Origin of the sequence: Bartonella sp. MR63HLJHH (assembly GCF_042194155.1) — a bacterium.
GTDB lineage: Bacteria > Pseudomonadota > Alphaproteobacteria > Rhizobiales > Rhizobiaceae > Bartonella > Bartonella grahamii.
On the sequence record NZ_JBHIMN010000007.1, the window covers coordinates 78,005 to 95,093 of the forward strand.

Annotated in this window: 10 protein-coding genes and 2 pseudogenes; 4 read left to right on the top strand and 8 right to left on the bottom strand. The window is 34.5% G+C overall.

Going from position 1 to position 17,089, the window contains the following annotated elements; genetic code table 11:
• Positions 1-30: 30 nt before the first annotated feature.
• Positions 31-819 carry an ATP12 family chaperone protein gene (locus ACFIKQ_RS06035; RefSeq protein WP_375635872.1) on the bottom strand — a complete coding sequence of 263 codons (789 nt, stop codon included), beginning with the start codon at positions 817-819 and terminating at the stop codon, positions 31-33.
• A gap of 912 nt (positions 820-1,731) precedes the next feature.
• Here ACFIKQ_RS06035 and ACFIKQ_RS06040 point away from each other — a divergent pair.
• Genes ACFIKQ_RS06040 through ACFIKQ_RS06055 form a run of 4 tightly spaced genes read left to right on the top strand, consistent with a single transcriptional unit; the run spans position 1,732 to position 5,443 of the window.
• Positions 1,732-2,043, top strand: a complete 312-nt coding sequence (locus tag ACFIKQ_RS06040; protein WP_375635871.1) for a prephenate dehydratase domain-containing protein — start codon at positions 1,732-1,734, stop codon at positions 2,041-2,043.
• A complete protein-coding gene (locus ACFIKQ_RS06045) occupies positions 2,030-3,235 on the top strand; it encodes a DUF6421 family protein (protein WP_375635870.1) in 1,206 nt (401 codons plus the stop codon). Before ACFIKQ_RS06040 ends, ACFIKQ_RS06045 begins: the two co-directional genes overlap by 14 nt.
• Positions 3,232-4,158: a DMT family transporter gene (locus ACFIKQ_RS06050; protein WP_375635869.1), complete on the top strand. Its 927-nt coding sequence runs from the start codon at positions 3,232-3,234 to the stop codon at positions 4,156-4,158. The genes ACFIKQ_RS06045 and ACFIKQ_RS06050 overlap by 4 nt, the downstream gene beginning before the upstream one ends.
• A gap of 19 nt (positions 4,159-4,177) precedes the next feature.
• Positions 4,178-5,443, top strand: a complete 1,266-nt coding sequence (locus ACFIKQ_RS06055; protein ID WP_375635868.1) for an acetyl-CoA carboxylase biotin carboxylase subunit family protein — start codon at positions 4,178-4,180, stop codon at positions 5,441-5,443.
• Between the two features lie 970 nt (positions 5,444-6,413).
• Here ACFIKQ_RS06055 and ACFIKQ_RS06060 read toward each other — a convergent pair.
• From ACFIKQ_RS06060 to ACFIKQ_RS06090, 7 genes and pseudogenes are all read right to left on the bottom strand, one after another.
• Complete coding sequence (locus tag ACFIKQ_RS06060) at positions 6,414-9,167, bottom strand: autotransporter outer membrane beta-barrel domain-containing protein (protein ID WP_375635867.1); 2,754 nt, start codon at positions 9,165-9,167, stop codon at positions 6,414-6,416.
• Between the two features lie 1,562 nt (positions 9,168-10,729).
• Positions 10,730-11,131: a hypothetical protein gene (locus ACFIKQ_RS06065; protein WP_015856534.1), complete on the bottom strand. Its 402-nt coding sequence runs from the start codon at positions 11,129-11,131 to the stop codon at positions 10,730-10,732.
• Between the two features lie 365 nt (positions 11,132-11,496).
• A pseudogene (locus tag ACFIKQ_RS06070) lies at positions 11,497-11,898 on the bottom strand (hypothetical protein).
• A 119-nt stretch (positions 11,899-12,017) separates the two neighbouring features.
• Positions 12,018-12,341: a hypothetical protein gene (locus ACFIKQ_RS06075; protein WP_375635866.1), complete on the bottom strand. Its 324-nt coding sequence runs from the start codon at positions 12,339-12,341 to the stop codon at positions 12,018-12,020.
• A 19-nt stretch (positions 12,342-12,360) separates the two neighbouring features.
• A pseudogene (locus ACFIKQ_RS06080) lies at positions 12,361-13,306 on the bottom strand (hemagglutinin repeat-containing protein); the annotation flags it as partial.
• An 854-nt stretch (positions 13,307-14,160) separates the two neighbouring features.
• Positions 14,161-15,537, bottom strand: a complete 1,377-nt coding sequence (locus tag ACFIKQ_RS06085; RefSeq protein ID WP_375635865.1) for an amino acid permease — start codon at positions 15,535-15,537, stop codon at positions 14,161-14,163.
• A 931-nt stretch (positions 15,538-16,468) separates the two neighbouring features.
• Positions 16,469-16,831: a hypothetical protein gene (locus ACFIKQ_RS06090; protein WP_375635864.1), complete on the bottom strand. Its 363-nt coding sequence runs from the start codon at positions 16,829-16,831 to the stop codon at positions 16,469-16,471.
• Between the last annotated feature and the right edge of the window lie 258 nt (positions 16,832-17,089).

A 17,089-nucleotide genomic window follows, 5' to 3' on the forward strand; every position in this document is an offset into this window, starting at 1 on the left:
AAAGAATGCACGTAAATAAAAGATTTACCCCTATAAGCAAGTTGTAACAATTGTAGCCGCAGCCTTAAATTCAACTTTTTTATGAGCACGACGCACCATTGTTTCTTTATCTATTCCCCATTGTTCCATCATCCAATCTTCATCTAAATGAGCAATAGACCAAGCATGATCAGCATCAATATTTCCCGCAGCAACAGCAAGAGCAATGAGAGCAGATCCCGTTAAGGTTGTCATCATATGAAGTGCAGCAAGCATATAAGGAGACTCAACGCTACGTAAATAATAACTCACAGCTTGAAGTGCTTCTGGTGATTGTTCCACATGCATCAGCCCTTCTGTCAAATAAAACCTTGAACCCAGTTTTTTTTCTGCCCAATCTAATAAAGGATCCCATTGTTCAGATTGTTTTTGCACCAGCTCTTTAGGTGTCTGTGCACGATAAAAGATCATATCACACGCAACGAAACGCAATAAATCTTCAAAAACAACCTGCATATCATCAGCAATACCATCAATAACAGTATTAACCAAACGCGTCATCGGCATTTTTACAGGATCAACAACGTGCTTTTGGCTCTCAAATTCTTGAGCAACGTATTCAGCAAACACTTCTGTTGGCACATGAAAACGACGCCTTGCAGGCGTTTTAACGGGACGTTCATCTAATAAGATAGTAAAACTCCCTTCCTCACAAGCAATCTTCACTTGTCTATAAAATCGTTTTGGGTGCGGCTGACATGAAAGATTTTGAATCTTTTGAACAGAACTCTTTTTATTCTTATTCAATGGCATATCAAAATGATCCAAAATCTCACGCATATTTGTTTACCTCTGATCTTTTCAAGAAAACGAATGTTTTATATACTTTAATAAAATTTAATCCGACCTTCCCATGCCTCAAAGAAGGAAAAAGACCTTGCCAATCCCAATCTGATTTAAGAGTTATATTTCATGTTTCTTTTACAAACAAGACAATGATAATATCTTTTCATATATTCAATACAGTCATGACTATAGAATAATTTTTAAAATATTATCTTAATTAAAAAGCTGAATATACTGAATTTGATGGTGAAGGTAATCATGATTTACCATTTTGCTTATTATCCACCTACAATAATGTTATCGATACGGACAGCTTCAAAAACAATTTTTGCAAAATATTAAAACAAAAAAGTTCATCATCAAAAAAATGATAGAGCAGTACGGTTTACGTGTCATTCACCTTCGCTTAACCATTCCAATAATTCTCTAACATATCCAATAAATACCCTGCATAGAATTTTTCCTGCTCAATTACTATCCTAAACGACGATGTTTTATGGCATAATAGGATAATGATAAGGCTAAATTATATCACAATTTTCTTTCATATATACATATATTTTGTAAATCACTAAATTATTTAACTTATTTTTATTGATATACTTCACATATTGCACTATATTAAATATATTCTTATACTTAAAAAGTATATAAGTCATACAATCTGAAAATAATACTTTTATCTATACACTTGTCCTTGCAGATACTAACTGCACAGCTGCAGCACAATAGTGGCTTGACAATCACAATCAAAATATTTCTTCCGCTGATTTAGAATCACGTATTATCTTATACGCAACTCTTAAAAGAGCCTTTAATGAACTTGCTCAGAAAAAGGATGGATATCTCTTAAGCTGTGCTGCTTACCCTGATTTGCATACACTCATATTTACCCGTTTAAGTAATATGCAATTATTTGACAGCTTTATCATGCCTACTCACTCTATGGTTTTAGCTAAACGCAATAACATTGATGAAATTAAAACCGTAGCGACTCATCCTGCCCCGCAATCTCTGGTAGCTCATCAATATGACAAAGTATTTGCCAACAGCAATGCTGATGCAGCCGTTCTTTGTAAGGCTGAAAAAGCCGATTCTTGTATCACAACATCGGTTGCGGCAAATCGCTATAGGCTGAGTATTGTCGAAAATTTTGGACAAGTGCCAATGGCCTTTTTGCTCCACTCACTAAAGTCAACTAATCATGAAAAAATCTGAAGCGCTTCTTTCCATTGTTAACTTGGTTGACAAATTCCGTATGCGCCAAGAACGAGATGGGAGCATTAAGGAACCAACTTCGGTAGATAGTAATATGATCAATGAATTGATTACTCTGCTGAACCACCATGCCAATATTCTTGACGGATTATCTCCAAAACTTTTAGCGACCATTTCTGATGATCTTCATCAGTGGATGATCAGCGGTTTAACGACCCCTCCTAAATTTGATAACACTTTGGCTGCTTTCAAAGCCCCATTACCAGATGCTCCCTTGTTTTTCTTGGCTCCAATGCGTGCAACAAATGGACCTGATCCAGAAGGATTCCGGCTGGAATTAGTTACAGGATATCGTCATGAAACGGACTATCTTGCTGACGCCTCAAAATATACAAATAATTATGTATCACCATTTCAATGTATAAAAATGGGAATAGCGTCAAGAGGTTTTTTAGAAGGCAATTGCATTGTTCTATTCCCAGAATCTGTAGCGACTGCTAAGAAAATTGATAAGCAAGCATTTGCTTTGTTTTTTTTCAGTAAATTCTTTGATATTTACAACAAGCAAACAATTGTGGAAGCTGAACGTTTACTCGGTCGAGATAGTAAATTTCTGTTCGGTCAATTGCATAGTCGTAACTTATCTAAAGAAGACATTTACGATGCTCGCTGTTTGTGGGGCTATTACCATGACTATGCACATCATACTGGACCGCGGCCATTAGATAAAAATCTGTATATAAAATTAAATTGGTTCACAGGTCTTCTAGAAGAAACTAAAGTTGATTTAATTACAGTGCGTATTATGCTACAAAATCATCCAAAATTTTGGAAAGAAATAACTGAATTTATCCTATTAGAACGCATATTCCGTTATCCAAAAGATTCTGATCAGCATATGACATTCGATGCTGGTACAGGGATCTTGCTTTTTGAAATGTTAACGCGGAACAAAGCATTGATTGAAACAAATCAAGGTTATCTTCAATTTGATTTGGAGCGTCTTGAAAAAGTAATAATATTGATGATAGCAGATATAGAAGCACTTGAAACATTAGATGATGACGCTTATTTGGCAGGAGCTAAGGATTATATCCAAAATAATCTTGGTAAGCCGCAAACTTCACAGTCACGATTTAATTTTTCAACATCATATTATGCACAGAGAGTGATTAGGGGATTAAATCATTGAGTTTTATAAAAGGACGGTTACTATTATTTACTTTTGCCATTCTAGCATTGTTTTCCATAAGTTGGTTATTATCTAAGAATTTGGTTAGCAATATACCCGTCATGCATGCGGTTGGACTTAGGTTGTTTGCCACCGCTGCCACCTTATGGCTGATTGCAGTATTTCGTGAGAAAGCTGTTTTCAGATCCCTACCATTGCTTTCCATGATACCTTCTTTTTTAATTCTATCAGTGTTAGGATTCTCGTTATATTTTGTATGCAGCTTTGGTGCATTAAAATCGCTCAAAGCCAGTGATTTAACTATGGCTCTCGCTACTATTCCAGGTATTACCTACATATTGGGTGCACTGACGAATAGCCTTACGTTCTCATGGTTAAAACTTATCGGTATGATAATTGTCAGTGTAGCAGCTATAGCATTTAATATAAACAGTGCAGAGGGTGGATATTACAGCCTAATAGGAATAGCTCTTGCCTTAACAGCAGCACTTTCTTACTCTGCTTATGGCTTATTGTCTAAACGTTATCTTGAAAATCTACCTTTGCTCACCTCACTGGCTTGGATCACGACAATTTCTGCAGCATCATTTATGCCATTATTTATTTTTGATCCTGCCCCACTCTTATATCTTAAGTTAGAAGACATACTTAGGATATTGATTTTAGGAGCTTTTTTATCATCACTAGGTTACGTATTGTACCAAAAAGTTTTAGCCGAAAGAGACGTATTATACACCAATACTATCGGCGTATTAGCTCCTTTTGCAGTCGTAGCATGTGAACGGATAATCGGTTCGAGCACTTCTCTAAGTGCTCTCAAAATAATTGCTATGATTGTAGTTGTTATAGGGATAATACTCTTAATTTATAGACGCGTCAAAAGTATCTGGATAGCAACTAAAACACCGTTCCAAAAATTCTAAATTATAAGGAAAAAATAAAATGAAAAAACTGGCGTTAGTATGTCAGCGTAATACAAAAATACCCTTTATATTTGAAGCTGCAAAAGCAGCTAACATCGAATTAATAATGATTTATGATATTGCTGAAAGTGCACCTATTCAGCTACCAGCGGCAGTAACCTCAACTTGGCAACTTCCTGTTTTTGATAATCCAGAGTTAGCCCTAGACGCTTTTGCAGCCGGAGTGAAAGAACGCAATATTGGTGGAGTTATGACCCTTTTCGAAAAAGCCATCCTATGGACAGCTTTAGCTGCAAAAAAAATCAATACTCCCAGTATTGAGCCAGAAGTAGCGGCATTAACCCGAAACAAATATCTAATGCGTCAAGCTTTTGCTAAAGCAGGGCTGAGAACACCAAGATTTTTTTATATAGATAATCCAGAAGATCTATCACAAGCTCATACTTTAGGCTGGCCGCTAGTCATTAAACCCGTTTCTGGAGCCGGTAGTATAGGCGTAATGTTAGCTAAAAATTCTGAAGAATTTCCTGATCTCATCAAAGCGGTATGGAATGTTCAGCATAAAGATATGGCACGTTTCAACGATAACAATAAATCTTTAGGTTTAGTAGTAGAACAGTATTTACCAGGAAAAGAGTTTGTTGTGGAATGCTTTGTCGATGCAGCAGGTGTGCATGTTCTAGCTATTGGAGACAAGGGACAGCCTGAAGGACCATGGTTCGAAGAAACAATTTATCGTCAACGCCGTGATATAGATGATCCTTTAATTATTGCTTTATGTGAGGCTGCATGCTCTGGAGTTAAAGCTCTTGGTATAAACATGGGAGCTGCCCATGTAGAGCTACGCTTAGATGCTAATAACTTACCTTATGTAATTGAGATCGGCGCTCGTATAGGTGGGTCAGGTGTTTCCCATTTTATTGTGGAGCAAGGTACAGGGATTTCATTTGCAAAACTATGTATGAATGCCGCTTTAGCTGAACAAAACTTAGACCTTCCCGATATACTCCCAGCTGAAAAAGTGGCGGCAAATTACATTATTCCTCTTCGTGGTCATGGAAGGTTTTCCGGATTTTCAGGTCTAGATAAGGTTGCACAGCATCCACTAACTGCTAGAACTATCATTTTCTTTGAAACCGATCATATTTCACCACCTCCACCAGCATTCGGTGGATATCCTGGTTTTATTTTCTCTGTTCATGACTCAAACGAAGAAGCACGCAATTACCACAAATGGCTCGATGACACCTTAAGCATCATATGGAAACACCATGTTTATCAATAGTCCGATAAAGATATTTCTACTGACGCTCAACTTTGATATAAATCTTATCGATACAAATGAAGTCACAATGCGAATGCGATTGCCTAAAACTTTGCAAACATTTTCCCATTAAAGATGCATATTTCAAAAACCAAGAATTGAGGAAGATATGACCTACTTTTACACCCCATTTTAATAAAAGCTCTTCAATATTTCTATATTTGAAACAATAATGAAAACTTATAAACGACTTTTTTGATACGACCAATTTCTTCTCCCCATATCTCAAAGAAGAAAAGAAAGATCTTACCGCCTCCACTCTAATTTAAAAGTTATATTTCATATCTATTTCACAAATAAGACATGATCTTGTTCATATATTCAATACAGTCATTAGAACATTTTTTTTAAGGATTTATCCTTATAAGAACTAAAGATGTTGCATTTGATTTTAAAAGTATTCACGCTTTACCACTTTTCTCATTATCCACCTACAATAATGCGATTGATACAAACAGCTTCAAAAACGCTTTTTACAAAATTTTAAAGCAGAAAAATGTGCATCATCCACGAAACGATAGAGCTCTATATTTTACATATCCCCTCCTCTGCTTAACAGCAAAAGCTCTTAATCAGCAACCAATATCTCCCTGCCTTTCATGATTGATATCAGCTACCTCAAATGACAGTACTTTACAGCATGATAGGATAATAATAATAATATTTTAAGAAGCTGATGACGAATACATCTCCAATATTTATAGCCCAAATAACACAAATAGATTTACAGTCTCATTGTAAATTTTTTTGAAGCATTTAAGCACCCCTATCAACCAGATAAAAAACAAATCAACGTGATCCTTTTATACTTATTAAAACACATGATGCCATTATTAAAAGAAGTGACTAAAATTCTGCACCATCAATGATTTTAATCCCGACAATAAAACAAAACTTTAAAAATCACATTTATTATTTTTAAAACGATTTATTAAAAATGATAGCGCAAACCACCAGAAAAATGAACTCCAGAAAAACCAGCCTTGGTTAACCTATGCTGATAGCTAAGATCACTGTGAAGTGTAACTTTAGAAGAAAACTGCGCATTAATACCCAAACCTGTTTCTAAAGAAGAACCAAAAGAACCCAACTGGAAAACATCTTTAAAATGAACAAATTGTTTTTTACCAAAACGATTAGAAAGATGAATATTACCATAAAAACAAATGGTACGATCCTTTTCAGATGCTGAAAATGTTTTATTTAAACGCCCCCCAATACGCACCAACCATTGACCTATTTTTTTCATCTCAACATCAAATCCATCAATATCACGAAACTTATCAAATTGAAGATGTTGATAAATAAGCTGGAGTTGCGGATCAAAAATAAGATCTTCATATCCTGTCATAAACACTTTACCAGCAGAAAACGAAACGTTCAAAGGATTTGCTTTTAATGTCGCCGTTTTACCCCAAGCATGGGTAAGCACATCCCCTTTAAACAAACCATAAGATAAAAGACCATCTACATAAAAACCAGTGTTGTGTTTCACACTACCGTATGTCGTAAATGACCATTTATTAAACGTACTCTTTTGGCTTTGTTCCACGTTACGAGGTTGTAAGGAAAGCTTTCCATAGGTTCCCATAATCCCAAAAGATGTCATACTATATGCGCTCTCTATTGTTTTGAGCAAAATGTCTGTTTTTATAGCGTTATAATCAACATTACCATCGTACCCATATTTAAGTGTAGAAAGATCTGAGACATAACGATAACTCCCACCATAACCGTGGACAGATAAAGCAAAATTCCCTTCAACTTTTAATAATTTGCGAGGAATAGACTGCGTAACTTGCAATTCCTTTTGTTGATTACTGATATCCATGAGTCCAATATGAAACAAAGCATTTGGTAACAAAAGATAGGTTGGAACTTGTGGAACAACCTCTCTGACCTTTAACTCAGAATGAGGGATAACAGACACTCCCAAAGAAGGCTGAATATACTTACTTTCAAGGCGAAAATCCCAAAAATCTCCATTTCCTTCAACCAATCTTTGAGAAATTTGTGCATTTCCAAGCGTAGAATTTGGACCATAAGCATGAAGATAATATTGATAAGGCAACCCCTCTAATGCAATATAAGCACGATTTAACTGAAAAGAATCTTCTGCCGCTTTTCCAGAAACCTGAATAAGTGAAATACTATGAGCATTTTCACCGGTTGCTATCTCCCCCTGATTTCCTGCAACAAATTGCACATAAACTGTCGTTTTTCCAGAAACATCGCCATGTATCAAAAGCCGATCAGTCTTTTTATTATCGAGCAAACCCTCACTACTGAAATGTGTATTGAGATAAATATCTGCCCTATCTTGCGCACTATAAACTTCTTTTTCTCCCTTCCCAATATGAAGTGTCTGATACTCCTGAAACATTGGAGTCTCAAAAGCAATAAAACTATCAGAAATTTTTACAAATGAAATAAATGAATTTGTGCGGTTTGCAACTTGCGAATCTATCTCTCTTCTTTTTGTCAAAAACCATTTTGATCCCCCTGTCAAATAAAGCTCAGCAATAGAATTATCGGCAACACGAGTCCCTCCTATCAATGAAGAAGAATCAGCCAAAATCGCTACAGCCCCCCCCTTTTCAACTGTTAATAATAAGTCACCAAAAATTTTTGTACCTTCTGTTACTCCAATATAACTACGACTGTTATTACTATGAACAGCTGTCCCATCTGGAACCTCAAAAATCGTCCTTTTCAAAAAGACAAACCCCTGTTCATACGCATTATTTTCCCCATCCCTCTCAAAATACATACCATGTTTGTTACCTATTGCTTTAATTGTTGAATCTTCAATATTAACCCGCGAAATTAAAATATTTCCTTCCCTGCCATTATTGGACAGTGTATTAGAATCTTGTCCAACTGTTAAAACATGAACATCCGTAGAAATAATATTAGTATTTTTTAAATAAACAGAGCCCTGATGTTTTACATTGAAAACTGTATGTGCAATCTTTTTATTTGTATTTTCATTGTCTTCTGTTTTTTGATATTTTGAAGTAATGGTAACACCATCTAAAGTCGCACTCCCCCCTCTCCCCACATAAAGCGCAGCAGCATCATTCACATCAATAAATCCGCTTTTCATCTGAATACCCGCATCAGCCCTAACGAAAAGAGCACTCTCTTGACCGATACCCAAACCTTCCACTTTAATTTTTGTATTCGTTAACGTAACAGATGCTCCTCGCTTCTCTGCATAAGCTGCAATCTGAGAAGCCTCAATTGTTCCACGATTAACCTCAATCATTCCACTATCAGCTTTAAGACCTATTGACACATTTTTAAAAGCTGAATCACTCAAAACAATTCTTCCCCCTTGTGATACAGAAACACCATAAATATCTTCTATACCCGCAGTAGCTTCAACCTCTACACGCATTGCCTGAATAACTGTATTTGGCTCCTGCACTACTATAGCAGCAGGCAACATGAGAGAACTACCCTCCCCATTCTTTTCTTTAACAGGTACCGTGAACTTATATACTTTATCACTAATTGTATGCTTTACACCATCACTGCATTTATAAGGCAATTTGTTTTCGTCACATAACAGTGATACAAATGCATGAGAATGCGCCTCAATATTTATATTTAATAAAAAAGAAAAAATAGCTGCTGTAAAAACACACAAATACAAGTGATTGTTAGATACCTTGGTTATCATTGTTTTTCAAAACTTTCTTTTTTTCAACAAAACAAAAAATGCTGGCAAAAAATAAAACCACGAATTAAGCACAATAAGAATAAAACAAACAAAATTATTTTATTTTTTCTGATAAATTATAGCGTTTCATAATATGTTTTGTATTTTATGTAAAGAAAGAACAAAAAGTTTAAAAATACCATTTAGGATGACAATCTTTTTAAAGAGTACATCCCAAGAACCACTGAGAACTGCAATACGAAATGCAAAAAAACTAATCTCAAAAAAACGCGAAAAAATGCAAATTTTTAAGAGATATAATATTCAATTTATCTCACCACCGAAAAATAAAAATATAACAAAATGAGAATAATTTTTAAGATCTAAACAATCAAAACGTTTTAATAAAAACACGACATAATGAGATATAGTATATGAAAGCTATAACAGCATCATTTCTTCAACTACAACAAAAAAATAAAAAATCGCACACTAATGTATAAGCTAATGTACACAGTTTCTGTATTAAAAATGCTAGATATCTAATAAAAAATTTGAATAAATAAATGTAATACTTTATAAATATATTATCTCAAAAAAATATCATAAAATGAAAAGATCTTTATATCAAAATTACTTGTATAATACTTTAGATCTTTTGATAAAATCTAAAATACAGTAAAACACTCACCATCTTGAAATTAAAAAACACCAAAATAAAATTTCATCAAAATCAGTTTTATGAAAGCTATCTGTTTATTATCGTTAAAGAAGATATTTTAGAAAAGCTATTATTTACCATTCTTTATATTGAATAAATTTCTCTAAACAACAACTCACTATCCTCCGCTATCATCATCTGACAACAACACTATTGCTAATCTCGTAGCTGCTGAATATAATTATATTGGAGACAAAAGAGCCGTATTTCTCTCTTCTTCCGTTTAATATTTTCATTCAATTATTGCTTTAAAATGAATATTCTACTGTTGATAATCACTTGTGCAAAGCTTTTTTTATTTACTAGCGTTTTTTATTATTCATCAAGACGTAACATCTTTTTCGTCTAATTGGTTACACCAAAAATATCATTATCTATAGCCTGCTGATACCTTACTACCATTAAATTGGCTAAAAATGAATCACTTTGTGATACTGATAAAAAATAAATTCTCTTTGAATGTTACGATTTGTATCGATAACCTTCTTTAGTCATGCATTCATAAATTGCTGCAAACTCACTTGCACACAAATCCATATTTTCAGGAAAAGCGTAGATCGGCTGCCTGCCACATTTGAACAGTGCTTGTGAGATCGTAGATTTATTGACATTGGACTTTTCTCATAATGCCAAGATCGATTGGGGGAGATTTGCTAACACATCCAGCAGCGCTTAATAAAATTATAACACTCAATAATTTCAATATTTTTCATTTCCCCTCCTTCAATATTTACGATAGAAAGGCTGAAAAGCTTGCTAGTATTTTTTCGCATGCAATATGGCTAGTACATTAAAAAAGCAACCTCGCCCCCCCATGCGAGAAAAAGAACACGAGAATTATTGATTACAGAAACATCAACACCTAAGGTTGACATTCAGGTTGTTCTTTATGCTCTTTACAATGAGGACTATTCAAACGCCTCTCTACACTTCGCTGAGGAATAACTGCATCAGGCTGACAAATTGGAAGATGTTCATATTTCTCACACCACTTCACCCTTCCCAATTTATCTCGGAAACCTGCTTGGATCATACATGCATTCTCTGCCTCCTCAGCATTGAATTTCTCATCCATACTTGTTTCTGTATCAAGACGACCATCAAAATGCTGCACTCCGCATTCCAACAGAGCTTTTTTGATCTCAAGCTGATCTGCGCCGGGCTTTTCCCATGCATCTACGGCTGTTCGAGAAGGCTGCTCTTCGTAACATCCAGCCATAACAAATAAAGTTATCCCGCTTAATAATTTTAAAATATGCTTCATTTTCCTATCCTTGAGTAATTTTGATATTACGAAACAATCTATAAATTATTTTACATGCTGTTTTTTTATTTCCAAAACAATGATGGATATTATCAACCTTTATTATTTTTACCTTTCCGAAGATTATACCATTATTGTTATATCAAAAATACGGTAAAATTATTACTAAAATCATATTCTATCAACAGCATACCTATAATTATTATCAATATTTTGATTACAACAAAAATAGATATTTTTATATTATTGCGCCTACAGTTGTAGTACCCATAAATAAATAGCATTGAAATGGTGAATTAAGTCCCCCCCCCCGCACAGGCATGAGAAACATGAAGGTAGTGATTGTTGATCATCACCAGCAAAAATTAAGGCTGACATTCAGGTGCGGTTTTATATTTTTTACAAAACGAGCTGTTCAAACGCTTCTTGACACTTCGTTGCGGGATAACAGCACTAGGACGACAAATGGGGAGGTTTTCATCTTTATTAAGTATAACACCAATATAGTCCTCCCCATTTGTAGTGGAATTTTGCTTGGATCATGCAAGAATCAATGGAAGCCTCTGCATTGAGGCTTAACTTTTTATTTTCTGGAAAGACATCATACGAGGTTGGCATGCCACATTCTAACAGTGCTTTTCCTACCTCAGTAAAGTCTGCTCCAAGCTTCTCCCAAGCACTCAAAACTCCTAGTGGGGCTTGTAGATGTTATATCCAGCGACCTTTAACAGAATGAGACCACTTAATAATTTTAAGTTTTGTTTCATTTTTTTCTCCATAAATAACCTAAACCTAAATTATCTAAAATCGAATAAATTGGCATAATATGAAGCGTTCCATACTACCTTGCACACGTATAAGGCGCATGACTATAACAATTCTAGGATCATAGCCCGCCTAGCGCTCTCCCCTCCTTTCGCATGGGAATTGCTGGTGGAAATAATACATAAGGGAACTCCGAGGGTACCTTATAAAAAGTAGGTGGATTGTGACCAAATCCTATACCAATGGGGTTAAGTAAATGATTTTGTAGGTAGACATGATCTTTTTCGCCATCATTTACGACATATAATGGATTCGCTATCGGTAGAGCCTTATCAGCTGTTCCAAAAAGATAGATATCTGTTTTCTTTGCTATATTGTGAATGCCACGCTTTTTAAAGTCACGCAATCCTTTACCTACTGTTATGGCACCTGGAGCTATGTGCACGAACAATCGCTGCTCTATTGCCATTTAGTCCGCCAATCAAACCATTGCCGATTTTGTGTTTCACATCCCCATGAGCAAAACGTTTTGCTACATCTCTTGTATCTTTTATGGTACCAAGAATGCCCACATTGACAGATCCTGTCACACCAGCAAAGGACTTTTCAGGCATCTCTTGTGTCTTAGAGATATCATAGTTTTCCGAAAGCGTGATATTATTGCCAGCATCGACGTTGACATCACACTCTGCCGAAACATTTGTCGGCTTTCATGTTTACATCATGATCAGCAGTAATCCGCACATCTCCGCGCACTTTGAAATAGGATTGAACGGAGGTATTTTCCTATTGATCGCCATTGTCTTTCACACTCGTAACCCCAAACACCAATAGAAGCACCGTTGCTCTTTTCAAACTGAAAGCCAAAGCCTGTGCGCTCTTCCTGTGTACTCGAACTATGATTATTGTGACCCACAAACACATTGACATCATGCGCTGCCGAAAGGTTAATACCCTCCCCTGCAAGATCAGAGTCTACTACGCTCACATCTTTTTTCTTGAGCGTAATGTTGATATTACAGTTAACATTGAGAGAAGAGCCTTGATGTTCAAAACTCTCTTTATTTTTTGTCTTTGTTTCGCTCCCGTATATCGAAACAAAATTTTTGCCTGAACCCACATCAAAACCTGTTGCATGCGTCTGTAAATGGCTGCTATGATGGTCTATCATGCCAACAATCGTCACACTTTCTCCCATTACATTGATATCTTGACCGGAAATCAGATGAGAAACAATAATCATAGCATCTCCGTGTAAATCCGTATCAATTTTGCCCGTTGCCTCAAGGATAGAGGAAATCGTTGTGATATGCGTTTCAGAGCTATTGGAAGATTTCTCGTGTAAAAAGCCACTTTCCGATGATTTTTTTGCTGATCGTAGTGTTCTTGAGCACCTTTTATAATAATATTGAATAATTTTGCACCACAATACAGTTGCGGAGTGCATTTTGTCCTTCTCCACTTGTGATAAAAATTACTCCCGTATCAATTTTATAAAAAATAAGTTTGATCCTTGCTCTTTTGCTCGCAATAACAACAAGAATCGTAAAACTATCACACGTTCATTGTTCTCTTTAATTTACTCTTCTTAATTTACTCTTCTATGAAATTTTATTGTGATACCTTGCTGCTCTTTATTGAAGTTTTTGCAAACACAATGATACAATGCCTCCAATGACTTTATTATCCACTATTTTCTACCAACGCCAATCCTCTTTGAGAAAAAAATAATAGAAATAAAAAACTTCTCCCCTTTACCCCATAACAACCAAAATATCCTTTTAAAGGACACAGAAGACTCCAACCCTTTTTTTCAAGAGAATACATCAAGAACTTTATCTTCGCTTCTAAAAGCAATAGTAGTTCCTTAAACAACAAAATTTAAACAACCAATTTTTTAAAGAGCTTATAAAACAATAAAAATAATTCTTACAATAACTTATCTTGTAAAACAGAAATCCATTAATGCGTTTGAAAAAAGATATCTGCCTATAATCTTGTCTCTAGTAAAATCCATTTGCGTTGTTAGGCATTTTAACATGAAAGACTTATATTGATTGCAGAGCTCACCATCAAAAAACGCCTAATATTTATATGATTTGGTCATTACCATAAGCAATGGCTCACAAAAACTCCCAAAGTAAAATAATAACGAGCAGATTTTCTTCAATCTAGATTATACTAATCTTTAGAGAATAACAATCAAACAACTCTTCTCCTGATAACATCAGCTATTTGTTTTGAGTTTAATCTCTATTCACATTTTATTGCAGTTTCTTTTGCTTAAAATTATAAAGTTTAAGTGCATAAAAACAAATAACAAGCCAAGCAATCCAACTAAAACCTATAATTAAAACTGGTCGTGTCTCATCAAAATACCATAAGAGAATAAAAATAAAAACCATAAATAAAATAGAAAAAATCGATCCTATTGGCCAAAATGGAATTGGAAATTTTAAACTATTCTGTGCTTCTTTAGGCATCTTAATTCGCATAAAAACTTGTGAAAGTAGAATCATCATCCACACAAAAACTGTCGCGAATGTTGCCATTGCAGCAATAAGAAAAAAAAGCTTTTCATGGTAAAAATAATTAAGGACAGCACCAAGAAGAAAAATACCGAAGATCATCAAAATAACAAAAATTGGTATACCATTTTTTGATAAATATTGAAACTTCTTTAAAGCATAACCTTCCTGCGATAAACCATGTATCATGCGACAAGCACCATACATTCCACTATTCATTGCAGAAATAGCCGCTGTAACAACAACAATATTTAAGATATTTGCCGCATATGAAATCCCAAGATTTTCAAAAATGGATACAAAAGGGCTGTCCATAAGACCAATCTCATTCCAAGGATAAAGTGACATTAAAATAGCTAACGTCATGATATAAAAAAGCAAAATACGAACTGGAGTAGAATTAATCGCCTTTGAAATTGTTTGATGAGGGTTTTGAACTTCCATGACTGCCATCCCAATGATTTCTATACCACCAAAAGCAAAGACAACAACACTAAAGCAAGCTAAAAAACCAAACCAACCATTAGGAAAAATACCACCATTCTTCCATAAATTATGAACAGTAACAGTAGAAGAAACTGCACTTTCACCCCAACCACAAAAAATAATTACTATTCCTAAAATAATCATTGCAATGATAGCAATAACTTTAATAGAAGACAGCCAAAACTCTAGTTCACCATATACTTCTACGGCAGCTAAATTAATACCCGTGATAATTAACGTAATACTAAATGCCCATACCCAAGGAGCAACATCAGGATACCAAAAACCCATATAAGTCGCAAAAGCTGTAATATCAGCCAAACCAACAAGAATCATTTCAAATACATATGTCCATCCCGTTAAAAAACCTGCTAATGGCGATATGTAATTTGCTGCATAACGTGCAAAAGAACCAGGCAATGGATTATGAATAATCATCTCTCCTAAAGCCCGCATAACCATAAAAATAGCTAAACCAGCAATACAATAGGCAATCAAAACACTTGGACCCGCAAGCTTAATTGCCTGTGCAGACCCATAAAAAAGACCTGTTCCAATAGCAGAGCCAAGAGCTAAAAAAATAACTTGGCGCTTACTCATACCTCGTTTCAGTTCATTTCGTGCCATTACTTTCCTTCTTTATTGAAATGTTGACGAAAATCCACACCACAATAACAGCTTTATGATAAATAAAGCCTCATGTTTCTCTTTCGAAGATATACTTTAAAAGCATTAAACAATAGCCTTCCAGGTGCTCTATCCTAGGCAATGAAAAATACTTTTATTGCGAATGATTCAGCTTTTTATAGCCTAAGTTTTGTATCATTTTATTGAAATTACGTGATAATAAAATTTTTTATAATTGTCATTTAAATCATTTTTATATTTTCTATTTTTCTGCAGAAAATGTGGGATTGAATGCAAGATAATGTAAACATTTTTATTCATAAGGATAATTTATTGTTTTATATATTGAATTGGCTCCTCAATATCATAAGATTTTCTCTTTTCCAAATCTGTTCATATTAAAGCAATCAAAACTTTTCGTTTACACATTCTAAGCGAGATTGACGTGTGAATAAAAAACACATAAAGAAAGAAATAAAAATGCCTTTTAATAAACTGTCTCAAGTACAAAAAGCTGTTGCAACTCGGAAAATAGATTATCTGATAGTATCAACTCGTATCTTCGTAACATAAAAAATAATGATGCACTATTAATCTTATACTTTTCACGAGAGTTTTTAGATTATACCAGTCACGGATGCAACCCTGACATGTAAGCTTAAGTATTGAGGAAATATTTTCTTAAAACAAACCCGTGCACGCAAAAAACAACACTGTTTTACATGAGAGGCATAAGCTTCCATTCATCATATGTGTTTTTCAAGGCTATAAATAAAAACCTTAAATTGATATCATCATATTCAAGAGAAACATGCGTTAAACTTTCTATTAATACCGTATAAACCTTCTATACTTTTTAGTTTGTCACATCATCATAAATTGCATTCAACACCACGTGCACTCATTTTTAAAACCAATTGATATAGCTTAATCAATGATAAAGTGAATCTCGCCATTCCTCAAAGGCGTGAGAAATTTTAGCCCCAGCCCATCTTTTAAAAACTCCAGCCGCTTTAAATACAAGCTTTCCAAGCAAAAGAGCAACTGCGGCAAATATCATCTTTTCAACCTTTGGTCCAACAAGAGAGCGACTATTATTTCCACTTCTTTGATCTGAAACATTCATGATAGCTCCTCTTGTTACCTGAACAAAAATATCTTTCTCCTGTACCCATATAGCAATAAAACCACCCTGTTGAGATCTTCCTCTCCAAAAATTCGCGTGAGCCTCCACAATTTGCGAAAAACAAACAATGATTGCCATTAAAATACATAATAGACGATTTTTAGACATTTATTTTCCCTTTCTCGTGATTTAAAAGTACAAAAATTATAAACTATCTTTTAAAAAGAGAAATACTCAATAGAAATATTAATTTTAGTAAGTAATAATAAATATAATACACTCATTCATAAACTTATCTAAATTAGTTTATATCAAAAGATAAGCGTATTAAAGAGATAATTGTGAATAAACACAATACATAACAGCCAATAAATGGAAAAATATTTATTAATTATTATAAAGATATATTCATCATCTCTCCAATTT

Bases quoted from the DNA above. Each gene is read 5' to 3' on its own strand.
- ACFIKQ_RS06035 (WP_375635872.1), bottom strand. From the start codon at position 819: ATGCGTGAGATTTTGGATCATTTTGATATGCCATTGAATAAGAATAAA.
- ACFIKQ_RS06040 (WP_375635871.1), top strand. From the start codon at position 1,732: ATGCAATTATTTGACAGCTTTATCATGCCTACTCACTCTATGGTTTTA.
- ACFIKQ_RS06045 (WP_375635870.1), top strand. From the start codon at position 2,030: ATGAAAAAATCTGAAGCGCTTCTTTCCATTGTTAACTTGGTTGACAAA.
- ACFIKQ_RS06055 (WP_375635868.1), top strand. From the start codon at position 4,178: ATGAAAAAACTGGCGTTAGTATGTCAGCGTAATACAAAAATACCCTTT.
- ACFIKQ_RS06060 (WP_375635867.1), bottom strand. From the start codon at position 9,167: ATGATAACCAAGGTATCTAACAATCACTTGTATTTGTGTGTTTTTACA.
- ACFIKQ_RS06065 (WP_015856534.1), bottom strand. From the start codon at position 11,131: ATGAAGCATATTTTAAAATTATTAAGCGGGATAACTTTATTTGTTATG.
- ACFIKQ_RS06085 (WP_375635865.1), bottom strand. From the start codon at position 15,537: ATGGCACGAAATGAACTGAAACGAGGTATGAGTAAGCGCCAAGTTATT.
- ACFIKQ_RS06090 (WP_375635864.1), bottom strand. From the start codon at position 16,831: ATGTCTAAAAATCGTCTATTATGTATTTTAATGGCAATCATTGTTTGT.